This is a genomic window from Candidatus Enterococcus huntleyi (assembly GCF_009933175.1).
Classification (GTDB): domain Bacteria; phylum Bacillota; class Bacilli; order Lactobacillales; family Enterococcaceae; genus Enterococcus_K; species Enterococcus_K huntleyi.
On sequence record NZ_MAEJ01000001.1, the window covers coordinates 669502 to 681597 of the forward strand.

At 34.6% G+C, this 12096-nt stretch carries 11 protein-coding genes and 1 tRNA gene; 9 read left to right on the forward strand and 3 right to left on the reverse strand.

The window, feature by feature from the left end; all coding sequences use genetic code 11:
* Nucleotides 1-94: 94 nt before the first annotated feature.
* Nucleotides 95-167 (forward strand) — tRNA-Lys (locus BAU15_RS02845).
* A 103-nt stretch (nt 168-270) separates the two neighbouring features.
* On the opposite strand, the gene BAU15_RS02850 is transcribed toward BAU15_RS02845, so the two are convergent.
* Nucleotides 271-1398 carry an AAA family ATPase gene (locus BAU15_RS02850; RefSeq protein WP_161841226.1) on the reverse strand — a complete coding sequence of 376 codons (1128 nt, stop codon included), beginning with the start codon at nt 1396-1398 and terminating at the stop codon, nt 271-273.
* Nucleotides 1399-2223, reverse strand: coding sequence for a DUF6414 family protein (locus BAU15_RS02855; RefSeq protein ID WP_237580111.1), 825 nt, complete (start codon nt 2221-2223; stop codon nt 1399-1401).
* A gap of 478 nt (nt 2224-2701) precedes the next feature.
* On the opposite strand from BAU15_RS02855, the gene BAU15_RS02860 reads away from it, so the two are divergent.
* The 4 genes from BAU15_RS02860 to BAU15_RS02875 are packed head-to-tail and all read left to right on the forward strand — an operon-like array spanning nt 2702 to nt 7644.
* Nucleotides 2702-3562, forward strand: a complete 861-nt coding sequence (locus BAU15_RS02860) for a PRD domain-containing protein (protein WP_161841228.1) — start codon at nt 2702-2704, stop codon at nt 3560-3562.
* A 1-nt stretch (nt 3563) separates the two neighbouring features.
* Entirely contained in the window at nt 3564-5408 is a 1845-nt protein-coding gene (locus tag BAU15_RS02865) for a beta-glucoside-specific PTS transporter subunit IIABC (RefSeq protein ID WP_161841229.1), read from the forward strand.
* A gap of 16 nt (nt 5409-5424) precedes the next feature.
* Nucleotides 5425-6858: a family 1 glycosylhydrolase gene (locus BAU15_RS02870; RefSeq protein WP_161841230.1), complete on the forward strand. Its 1434-nt coding sequence runs from the start codon at nt 5425-5427 to the stop codon at nt 6856-6858.
* Between the two features lie 3 nt (nt 6859-6861).
* The gene (locus tag BAU15_RS02875) at nt 6862-7644 is read left to right on the forward strand and encodes a histidine phosphatase family protein (RefSeq protein WP_161841231.1); all 783 of its coding nucleotides are present in this window, start codon (nt 6862-6864) and stop codon (nt 7642-7644) included.
* A gap of 341 nt (nt 7645-7985) precedes the next feature.
* Here the strand turns inward: BAU15_RS02875 and BAU15_RS02880 are convergent, their stop codons facing one another.
* Nucleotides 7986-8327 (reverse strand): winged helix-turn-helix transcriptional regulator, encoded by a 342-nt coding sequence (locus BAU15_RS02880; protein ID WP_161841232.1) that lies wholly within the window; start codon nt 8325-8327, stop codon nt 7986-7988.
* Nucleotides 8328-8465: 138 nt separating this feature from the next.
* Here BAU15_RS02880 and BAU15_RS02885 point away from each other — a divergent pair, with 138 nt between their 5' ends.
* The 4 genes from BAU15_RS02885 to BAU15_RS02900 all read left to right on the forward strand — a co-directional run bounded on the left by BAU15_RS02885 (nt 8466) and on the right by BAU15_RS02900 (nt 11944).
* The gene (locus BAU15_RS02885) at nt 8466-8855 is read left to right on the forward strand and encodes a nuclear transport factor 2 family protein (protein ID WP_161841233.1); all 390 of its coding nucleotides are present in this window, start codon (nt 8466-8468) and stop codon (nt 8853-8855) included.
* 406 nt (nt 8856-9261) lie between these two features.
* Entirely contained in the window at nt 9262-10200 is a 939-nt protein-coding gene (locus BAU15_RS02890; protein WP_161841234.1) for a helix-turn-helix domain-containing protein, read from the forward strand.
* A 178-nt stretch (nt 10201-10378) separates the two neighbouring features.
* Nucleotides 10379-10579: a hypothetical protein gene (locus BAU15_RS02895; protein ID WP_161841235.1), complete on the forward strand. Its 201-nt coding sequence runs from the start codon at nt 10379-10381 to the stop codon at nt 10577-10579.
* A gap of 117 nt (nt 10580-10696) precedes the next feature.
* The gene (locus BAU15_RS02900) at nt 10697-11944 is read left to right on the forward strand and encodes an MFS transporter (RefSeq protein ID WP_161841236.1); all 1248 of its coding nucleotides are present in this window, start codon (nt 10697-10699) and stop codon (nt 11942-11944) included.
* The last annotated feature ends 152 nt before the right edge of the window (nt 11945-12096 follow it).

Sequence of the window (12096 nt, forward strand, 5' to 3'; positions counted from 1 at the left end):
AGCTATAACTAGGTGCCGCTGTTCTTGTTTTTATTTACTAGTAATCACTTGATTTTTAATTAATTCGGTGATAATATAACAAGGTACTAAAAATGGGCTGTTAACTCAGTTGGTAGAGTGGCTGACTCTTAATCAGTAGGTCGTGGGTTCGAGCCCCTCACAGCCCATTGGGTGCCAAACCCACAACACCGGATTTCCGTTGGCGTTATTTATAACGTTTAGAAAATGGAAATCGCGGTGTTATTTTTTATGCTTTTTTAATTTTGAAATTTAATTTCCTTTAAGCCTACTTTCAAATAAAACACTAAAGATATCATTTTCTATAAATTTATCTAATAATCTAACATTTTTAAAAATTTCAACTGATTCTAAATATCTTTTTTTTAGTTCTGATCCATCAATTAGTTTTTTGTCTTCAGTTGACAGTTTTTCATAGATACCATCGAATATATCTTCAATTACTAAAGCAAGTTCTTCATTCGTTAGTTGTTTAAATTTTATTTTAGTATCTATTCTTGAAAAAATTGGAAAGCCTAATACTTCAGCAATGTTTTTTTCAGTATTAAAGTTAGAAGTAAGTATAAAGATACATTTTGAAACATCAACTTTATAATTTATATCTTCAAACTCTCCCTCATCAAACATTTGATAAAATACATTATAAAGAGAAGGTGAAACTTTATCAAACTCATCTATTAATACTATGTTTGTTTCTCTAGACAATAAATCTCTCGCTAAGGAGGGTTTTCCATGACTATCCCCAAAAATATATTTGACGGCTTCTTCTGTTTGCATCATAGAAAATTGAATTCTTGTTAGCCTGCCGGCATAAAAACTACTTATTTTTTTTGCAAGTTCAGTTTTACCTACCTCCGATGGTCCATAATACAACAAAACTAGTGGTTGATTTTTATCCAAAACAGCAGATTTATATAGTCCAACGCATGTTTTCTTCTTAGCTTCCGATTGGCCTATAATACTACCTGTGTTAATTTCTTTATAGAAGCTAATAATATCTTCTGTATCTGCTTCAAAATAGTTAGATTTGCGGTATTTTATTATATCGTCGAATTCTACCTCTAATGAATATTTGACACGCTTAGGTGGGTTCTGAATATATAAGTTCTCTATGTCATGTCCTAAAATTACTATATTAGGAAAGTTGGAGATTACGTGGTCTGTTACTGAAGCAAAGTCATCTGAATAAATCACAACATTTTCGATAAGATTTCTGTTAACCTCACCTACTTCATTTACAGCAGACGTATCATTACCTCTTACTTTTTCATTATATTGTCTAATCAGCTCCATAAATGGAGTATATTCTTCAACATCATGATCGTCTAAATAGGAGTTGAAATCCTTTTTTGAACCTTCGAAAAGAACTATTTTTTCCATTTATTTCACCCCTGCCAATATTACATCATATACTGGTATAATTTCATCAGGTGTAACTGATTTTTTTGAATCATTATTACCAAACCCTTTAAAGTCCAATTCAGTTTTATCCGAGTTTAGATCAAATTCTTTTTCAAAGTTTAATTCGGACATATATGTTTCGCCCACATATATGGAATACAAATTTAGGTTCATTCTTCTCAAATCTTGGATTCTGTAGTTATTCTTGAAAGAATCAATATTAAATCGAAAAATTCTTTTGTCTGTAATTTTTTCCGATGAATCGTCCTCATTTTTTTCTTTTGTTCCTACCAATTCATAATACCCTTTAGTGTTTCTGATTCCTTGATTCATTTTAGACACTGTCATAGTTATTTCCTCATCCACTCTTTGATTGCCTTCCATCATTTCTGTTATTGGAGCAATCATTGCAAAGTATGTCATAGATTCTTTTTCAATAGTTAGCTTATAACCCTCTGAAATATCTATTAAAGGTTTTCTCTTTCTAAATTCTACGGTATCCAAAAAGTCATACAATAAAGTGTTTTCTAACAATGTTTTTGCGATTTTTCCTCCATGAACAGCACCTGAAATCCCAATCTGTCCTTCTATAGATGCTGACAATCCAGTTATTTTTTCAAAGAAAGTTTTAACTGCACTATGTTTGCCAGCAGCGGCATTTGCAGTTAACTCACCATTAGTTTCACCACTAACTTCATTAACTAATTCTATTGTTTGGTTAAAGTTACCTTTCTTTTCAATTTGTAATAAATCAATTGCAGATGTCTCATCAAAATAAATGATTTTTTTTAAACTTTCTACCAAAACAAGCCCTCCCGACAATATATTTAATAAATACATTATAACAGGTTCGTAGATTTCTTGATAAGTAAAATAGCTACTAGTTAAATATCGATTCCTTATAGTTATTTACTTATTATTTTGCGAATGAATAGCAGTGGACTAACAAATCAGTCATTCTATATCCAAGTTTTCTTGAATAAATATTTTTTGTTTCCGTTCTGATAATTTAGTTCTGCGTAGCATATTTTTTTAAAAGATAACTCTGATTTAACTTATCTATCTCATGAGATACATCCATTTATGAAATCGCCACCAAAAAATATTGACATCTAATAAATTCCCTACTATACTGTAGATGAGAAAAAACTTAAATTAGGGCAACGGTGGTAGTTGCCGCAATGAGTATGTTACTGATAATGCAGGCAGAACTCAAATTACCTTGGGATAAATATACTATCCCCAGGTAGTTTGAGTTTTTTTGTTTGGAAGGAGGGAAAGCATGTTAATCAGTCAGATTTTGAACAATAATGTAGCCATTGTAAGAAAGGGAAGTAACAACGAAGCACGTGGAAATGAAATTATCGTTTATTCAAAAGGTGTTGCTTTCAAGCATAAGGTTGGTGATAACATCTCAGAAGAAGAGATTCAAAAGACTTACGTTTTAGACTCACATGATAAGTTAGAACATTTCAGCTATCTACTTTCTAATACGAAGGATGAATATCTTCAAATTGTTACAAAGACGATTGAGTATGGAGAAGCTATCATAAATAAAAAAGTTTCTGATTATCTTTATTTAGCGCTATTAGATCATGTTGATTTTGCCATTAAAAGGTTGGAAAAAGAGCAGATTGTCAAAAGTCCCCTAGATTGGGAAGTTCGTAAGTTTTATCCGGATCATTATAAGATTGGACTTTATGCGGTGAAACTAATTGAACAAACAACAGGTCTAGCTTGTCCGAATGAAGAAGCAGTATCGATTGCTTTACACTTTATTAATCTACAGACAAAAGAGAATGAAGATGACAATATGGTGCGAATGATGGAGGCAGTCAGAAATATATTATCGATTATTAAGTACCATTTTAAATTGGAGTTTGAAGAGGAAAGTATAAATTATGCTCGGTTAGTGACTCACTTACAGTATTTTATCATTCGAATGTTTAAGAATGAAGGGTATACATCAAAAGAGACTGAACTGAATAAACAGATTCGAAAACTATATCCAGAGGCGTTTAGTTGTGTTAATAAGATACGTATTTATGTCAGAGACACGTTTGAAAAGGAATTATCTGATGAAGAGGAGTCCTATTTGATGCTTCATATTCAACGTGTTACAAAACGAGAAGAGGAGAACTAATATGAAATATAAAGAATTTTGTGACCAGCTGATTGAATTACTCGGCGGGAAAGATAATATTCAAAGTGTAACAAATTGTATGACACGTTTGCGGTTTAAACTAAAGGATCGTGAGATTGCACGGACAGAAGAAATTAAGGATTTACCGGATGTAATCGATGTTGTTTCAAATGATGTCGCATACCAAGTAATTATCGGGACTCAAGTCCAAGATATTCGTCCTGAATTAAACCAAATTTTGGGATTAGGTGAAGAAAATGCCGGAGCGAGCTCAGGTGAAAAAGAAAAGCCTGTGACGATGGCTTTACGGATACTTTCTGAAGCGATGGGGCCAATTTTAGTTCCAATCATGTCGGCAGGTCTATTGGCAGGGATTTTATCACTGCTTTCATTGACCGGGTTAGTGTCTGCAGAAAGTTCAACTTATTTAATTTTAGATGCGATTCGTCAGTCTGTATTTTTCTTCTTACCTGTATTGATTGCGATTTCTTTTGGTCGTCAATTAGGGGTAAATGAATACTTAGCGGTTACAGTTGCTCTTACAATGATGTCTGAAACAATCAACGGCGTAGCCGGATTAGACTTTTTGGGATTGAAATTACCTGAGACAACTTACTCTAACTCGTTCTTCCCGATTATTTTAAGTATCATATTTATGAAATATGTTGGAAAAGCCTTAGATAAAATCATTCCAAAAGCCTTACAGTATTTCTTTAATCCAGTATTGATTTTGATTATTACATTACCTGTCACTTTAATTTTATTTGGCCCTCTAGGAACTTACATTGGGGATGGAATAAACTTTATATTTGAATTTATTGGCAATACATTTGGTAGTTGGAGTGTAGTTATGTTGTATGCGGCGCTACAACCATTTTTGATTACGATTGGTGCAGGGAACTTTATTTTGCCAATCTTTATGAATTCGTACGCAACATTAGGTTACGATCCAGTTTTTACTGCAGCATGGGTTATTTCTGATATTGCTGTTTGTGGGGCTGTCTTAGGTTACTTCTTTAGAGCAAAGGATCCAAAACAGAAGCAATTATTTGGGACAACAGCCTTTAGTGCATTTATGGGTGTAACTGAGCCTGCAATCTACGGTGTGTTTGTAAAATATCGTCGTCCATACATTGCTGTTTTAATTGGTGGTGGACTTGGTGGACTATTTGCTGGATTAATGAAAGTTGTTGGTTATGCACCAGTAGGTCTATTTGGAATTGCATCATTTATTGGTAAGGACAATTATAGAAACTTTTATATGATGGTGATTGCTGTCATTATCGGATTTATTGGGTCAGGAATTGTAGCCTACCTCCTAGGAATTCCAGATGATGAAAAAGTAGCAGCGAAGGAAGAATTAACATTAGAGTCGGATTCAAAAGAGGTTCCTAAACTAACAATCAAGGCTCCCGTTAAAGGGAAAAATGTTGTCTTAAGCAATGTAAATGATAAAGCATTTGCCTCTTCTGCATTAGGAAAAGGTCTAGGAATTGAACCAGAAGAAGATACTATCTATGCTCCAATTAGTGGTGAAGTAGTTAGTCTGTTCCCAACAAAACATGCAATTGGAATTAAGACAACTCATGGAATTGAAATATTAATTCACATTGGGATAAATACGGTAGAGCTTAACGGAAAGTATTTTGAATCATTTGTGCAACAAGGAGATATGATCACAATCGGACAGGCAATTCTGAAAGCGGATATGGCTAAAATCCGTGAGGAAGGCTACGATCCAGTCGTTATAACAGTTATTACGAATACTTCAGATTATTTAGATGTTTTACCAACCAACGATTTGAATTTAACTAACAAAGAAGATTGCTTAACAGTCGTTGTATAGATAAGGAGAGAATTAAATGACGAAATTATCGAAGGACTTTTTATGGGGCGGAAGTATCGCAGCTCATCAGTTAGAAGGAGCTTGGCAAGAAGGTGGAAAAGGGCCAGCGATTATGGACTTTGCTACATCAGGATCGGCTAATACACCTCGTGAATATACAAAAACAATCGAAAAAGGTAGACATTATCCTTCACACGAAGGAATTGATTTCTACCATCGTTATAAAGAAGACATTCAATTATTTGGCGAGATGGGCTTTAAAAGTCTGCGTATTTCAGTCGACTGGTCACGTATTTATCCAAATGGCGATGATGTTGAGCCAAATCAAGCGGGTATTGAGTTCTATCAAAATGTAGTTGATGAACTATTGAAATACAAAATTGAACCGATTATCACACTTTATCACTTTGAATTACCAATGAATTTAGTGACAACTTACGGCTCTTGGAAGAACCGGAAAGTCATTGATTTCTATTTGAAATTTGTAGAAACTATGGTTAAAGCGCTGAAAGGAAAGGTCAAATATTGGGTGACTTTCAACGAAATGAATCATATTGATCCACAAACAGAAGCTTCTGATATGTTCACCTATATTTTAGCAGGATTGAAATACAGTGAACTAGAAGGAAATAAAAAAGAAACATTAGCCGTGGTCGGCTATAACATGACCTTAGCTGGTGTGAGAGCCACAAAATTAATTCACCAATTAGATGCAGATAGTCAAGTTGGTTGTGTGTTCGGTATTACACCAACTTATTCTGTCGATTGTAATCCTACAAATGTTTTGAATGCATTTAAAGAAATGGATCGTGACTTCTACCAAGTGGATGCAATGTGTTACGGTGAATTTCCTAAATATAAATTAAGAGAATATGCAGATATGGGCATTGATATTGGGATGACTGAAGAAGATAAAAAAGCATTCGCTGAAGGGAAATTGGATTACATTGGCATGAATTATTACATGTCGGCGGTTGCATTGTATGAAGGCGGCGAAGCAGACGAAAGCTCGTTCTTTGGTGGTGTTCATAATCCATTCTTGGAAAAAACTAAATGGGGATGGGGAATTGATCCTGTCGGTATTAGATACTTATTAAACTATACTTATCGAAGATACGGACTCCCTATCATTATTTGTGAAAATGGGTTAGGGGCAGTTGATGAAGTTGGAGCAGACGGAATTGTCCATGATGATTATCGTATTGACTTTTTACGCAAGCATTTGAGTGAGTTGAAGAAAGCTGTTGAAGAAGATAAAGTCGATTGTTTTGGTTACTTAATGTGGGGACCGATTGATTTAGTTAGTGCGACAACTGGCGAGATGAAAAAACGCTATGGTTTTATTTATGTGAACAAACATGATGATGGAACAGGTGATTTATCAAGAAGCCGTAAAGATTCATTCTATTGGTATAAACAGTTGATTGAAACGAATGGAGAGGAACTTTAAAAAATGAAAAAAGTATTTTTAGGGTTGTTTGTTGGGTTATTAGGATTGAGTTTAACCGCTTGTGGAGCAGAAAATAATAAATCTGAAGCGAAAGAAAAAAATGATGAAGTGACTATTTACTTGATCAGACATGGAAAAACTTTTTTCAATACAACAGATCAAGTACAAGGATTTGCTGACTCACCATTGACTGATGTAGGGATCAGTCAGGCTGAAAAACTCGGAGAAGGCTTAAAGGATATCAAATTTGATTTAGCTTATTCTAGTGAATTGGGTCGACAGAGAAATACAGCAAAATTAATTCTTTCTAAAAGTGAGCATAAAACACCAGAATTACTTGAACATGATGGTTTCAAAGAATGGAATTACGGTGGCTATGAAGGAAAAACCAATGGTGAAATGTGGGAACCGATTTTTGAGAAAAATGGTTTGAAATTAGATGAGAACTGGTCTGACTATGAGAAACTAGTTGAAAAAATAGGTGACGCAGGGATTGCCAATGCCATTGCTGAAAATGATCCATTAAAAGCGGCTGAAACCTATGATGAAATTACTACTCGTGGACAAGCGGCAATGGACCAAGTGATTAAAGATGCAAAGAAGAAAAATGCTGAGAATGTGATGATTGTTTCTTCAGGAAGTATGATCCCAACGATCTTAGAGCTTATAGTTCCAGAAGAATATCAAGGTGAAGTATTAGATAATTGTAGCGTGACTATTCTTAAATATAAGGACAATAAATATTCTTTAGATGTTATTGGCGATACACAATACATAGAAGAATAAGTCTGAATCTGTTTGCTTATGGAGACGTATTTCTATCAGTGAGTAATAAATTTTTTCGATATTTGTAAATTAAGCAACCTAAGCCTAGTTTCTACGCTTAGGTTGCTTTATCTTTTAAAATAGAAAAAAGAGCGGCTATTGATGGATTTTTATATAGAAATTTAGAAACAAAATTAATCGACAGTATACATAAGGCTGATATCAATAGATAAGTACTTTAAATTGAGTGCTTCGAGTGGCGAGTTATAGGGGAATCAAAAAGTCAGAATAGAAATTCCAATTGCTCTGACTCCTTGGCTTAAGTACTTTCAAATAGCTACTTGACTATAAAAACTCCTAACTCATTTGAGCTTTAATTCTTTTATGTACTCTAACCCGAAAATTTCGATTTGATCTAATACTTTTCTGAATTTATCGCCTAAGGGACTTAAACTATATTCAACTTTAGGTGGAACTTCAGCATAAACTTTTCTGATTATCAGTCCGTCCTGCTCTAATTGTCTTAATTCCCTAGTCAAAACTGCTCGTGTAACCTCTGGTATCAGCCTGTTTAATTCATTGAATCTTTTTGTCCCAGTACTCAGCTGGTATAAAACGACAATCCCCCACTTCCCTTGTAATACGCGTTGTGTTGTCGCAAACGGGCATTTTCCATACACACTTTCTCCGTAAATAGTTGTCATAATTAAGTCCTTTCTTAATACACAGTATTGAAATTGATACTATGTATTATAAATGTGCGTACTAGTAAAAACAATCCTATCCTATAAAATAAGGTTAGGATATGAAACTATCCAAACTAATGTAAAAGGAGTTTTACCATGACACAAAATGTAATTGAGGTATTTAACGCGTATAACAAAGCACTATCTGAGGGAGATTTTCCAGCTGTATTTGCCACAATGGCAGATGATATTAAATGGCATCAACCTGGAAATAACACTCTTTCTGGAGAAATCATTGGTAAGGAAAGACTGGGGCAGCATCTAGGTGCATTTGCTGAAAGAAGTAATGGAACATTCAAAATTAGAACGAATTGGGTATCAAGTAATGACTGTTTTGTCGCTGTCAATGTTACTTTTCTCGCACAAAAGAAAAGCGCTGATTTGAACATGGATGGCTTTGACTTATTTAAAATAGAAGCTGGTAAAATTAAAGAGGTATGGTTGTTTTCTGCAGAACAACAAGTTGAAGATGACTTTTGGGGATAAACGCGTATATCTATGGCTATAAATGTATAATCTGCAAACTATTAAACTATAATGAATTTTTACATAAAGATCTAGAAGCTACATTCATCAAGAGCATAGGTAAGCTGGATGTGAGTAGATGAGTCTCTAGTGGAACATCTAAGGGACAATTTACCAGTTGAAAATTGTCTGACTGTAGTCTGCCGTATTTATTATTAATAATAGTAGGAAGTATCGAAAAATGGCTAGTAAGGCTGGCTTTTTTTTGATACTTTTTAGTGTACATTCCTTTGAGGGATACTTTATTTTTTTTTGTAAAAAGTAAATGAATAGTTGTTTTTTTTAAATAACGCGTGGTCAATCACTTCTTTTAATGAGATAATATATTTTATGAAAGTTGAGTTAACGGGAAAAATGAGGTGAGGCCATGTCTATTATAAAAACGGAGTTAGGAAAGAAAATTCGATTATACAGAGAAGCGGCAGGATTGACGAGGGAAGAATTTTGCCAGGATCAAGCAGAGTTAACAGTCCGACAATTGCAACGGATAGAAGCGGGGGTGTCAGTCCCCACCTTGCCTAAACTAGAGTTTATCGCTAAAATACTGAAAATTAGTATCTCAGATTTATTAGATGAGCAAGCGATTCAGCTGCCTAATGGTTATTTGAAGCTAAAGAGAGCACTTCTGAAATTCTATACTTATGGTGATACGAATAAAAGGGAACAAAAAGAGCGGATTTTTGACGAAATTTATGAAAAATACTATGAGATATTACCGGAAGAAGAGCAGCTATCGGTGGATGTTCAACGCTCGAGTATGGATGTGAAGCATACTGATAATGCCGCATTTGGAGAGGAAATATTATCGGATTACTTTTACCAGATAACGATTAAAAAACAGTATACCGAGAATGATTTACATATTTTATATCTATATTTCAACTGTCAATTTTACGAATTGGATGACCGTAATACTTTTGACGAGTTGGTGAGTACGCTGATAGAGTCCGTCGATTACAAGTCAACAGATGAATTATTTTTACTCTCAAGAATCCTTATCACGGTGATTAGCATTTTTGAAATAACACATAACTATGCGTCATTCGCTAGGATTATAAAGGTCTTACGAGTGATTATGGATGCCACCAAAGACTACAATAGAAAGCCAGTAGTGGATATGCTTGAAGGGAAATATCTTTTATTTCATGAGCAAAAGATAATTGAGGCAGAAAAACAATACATGAAGGCTTCAGAATTGGCAGCTTTGTTAGGAGAAGAGTTTCTTTCTAGTAAAATAAAAGCTGAATTTCAGAAGGATTTAGGTGAATATCAGCTGACAGGTAAAGGTTCAAGCGTTGAAGAATAAGCTTAGTTAGAGAGTTTAGAAAGTACAATTGAATACCCAATTAGCGTCAGGTAGGTGAAAAACTTATCTGGCTTATTTTGTCTTGAAATTTCTAACAGAGAAAAGGGACATTCTTGTCCTGTTCCGCTATCTTACTATCAGGTAAAGTAGGGTTATCAGAAACGAGGAAGGGAAAAATATGTTTGAGATTCAAGTAAGTGCAACGTGTATTTCAACGAATAAAGTGAGTATCAAAAATAACACCGATACCAAGAAGTTAATCCAATTGTTGGAGAAGGGAAAATTACTAAAGATCATTTTTTTAGAGGCGTACGAAACAAAAACTTTTTTATTTGATGAGCTAGCTCGTGAACAGCTCGAGGTGAAAGAAATCAGCTAAGTAGAAGAAGAGGCATTGGCGTAATTCGAGTTGAATAGACGTCGTGAATGGGTGAGTGTCGGTCAGGTAAGTGGGTTAAAAAAATCAGTGAAAGTTTAGAAAAGGTGGAATAAGAGGATGGGTATAATAAAAAACAAGGAGTTTATGATTTTATTTTTGGGGAGGTTACTTGCTAATTTTTCAGATAGTCTCTATGCGGTGGCTACGACGTTACTGGTCTATCACATGACCCATTCGACGCTTTATTCAGGGATCGCGTTGTTCTTGACTTCATCGACCGCGATTATCCAAATTCTGTTAAATCCCCTATTGGATAGAATCAATATAAAGAAATTCCTCGTATTGTCGCAACTGCTGCAAGCATTATTGTTATTGCTAATTCCTAGTTTATACTATACCGGCCGTTTAACCGTCACCAGTATTTTAATCATAATGCCAGTGATTACACTCATTAATCAGCTGGTTTATCCTAGTCAAATTAGTTTACTGCCAAAATTGGTGAAAAAGGCAGAGCTCTTACAGGCAAATAGCTTATTTACGCTAGCTTATCAGGGAAGTGACACTTTTTTTAATGCGATATCTGGCGTTTTAATCTCAATAGTCGGCATTTATTCCCTCTATTATATTAGTAGCACCACTTTTCTCATTAATAGTTTGCTGTTCCTCTTGTTATCGAAAACAGTTGTTAATACACAACAAGCTTCCTCTAAAGAAAAATTTTCTATACATAGATATAAAATGGATTCGAAAGAAATTATTGATGTCTTAAAGGGTGAAACAATTGCGCCAGTTTTGCTTGGATTTGTCTTGATCAATTTGGTGGTGACGGCTATTTACGCGAATTTACCGGCGTTTGCCCTTAGCGATTTGCAATATAGTTTGTTTCTATCAGCATCAGGTTTAGGGATTCTATCAGGGATTTTTCTGGTAAACATGCGTTTCATAAAAAAGTTGAATTTTAGCAAACTGTATCCAATTGCTTGTGTGCTGATGACTGTTTCGTGGAGTGCTAGTTGTTATAGTAACTTCGTCGGTAACCCATCCTTAGCCGTGTTTTTATTCTTTATTGGCTTTATTCCAATCGGGGTGATTAATGTCTCAGCTCAGATGGTTTTGCAAACAGTCTCACCCAAGGAAATAGTTGGAAAAGTGGTCGGTTATGCAGTAGGTCTGGCTACTTGTTTATCGCCTTTGGGTGCGATAATTGGGGGACTTTCAAGTATTTATTTGGATGCAGTTCAATCGATTGCTACTTTTTCAGTGTGTATTTTATTTGTGGGCGTTTATTGGGCCAAACAAGATGCTTTAAAGCAGCTACTTTCTTTGCAAAAAATAACCGAAATTGAGAGTGAGCAAATCGAGTAAATCGAATAAATTAAGTGAATTATGAGACTAGAACAAATTGAGTAGACCGAGTAAATCAAGTGAACTAATGGATGGGAAATGTAAAATAGAGTGTAGAAGAAGTGTGTGTTAGAAGGTTTTGTTCATAAAAAAGTGGGGCAAGCTACGGAGTT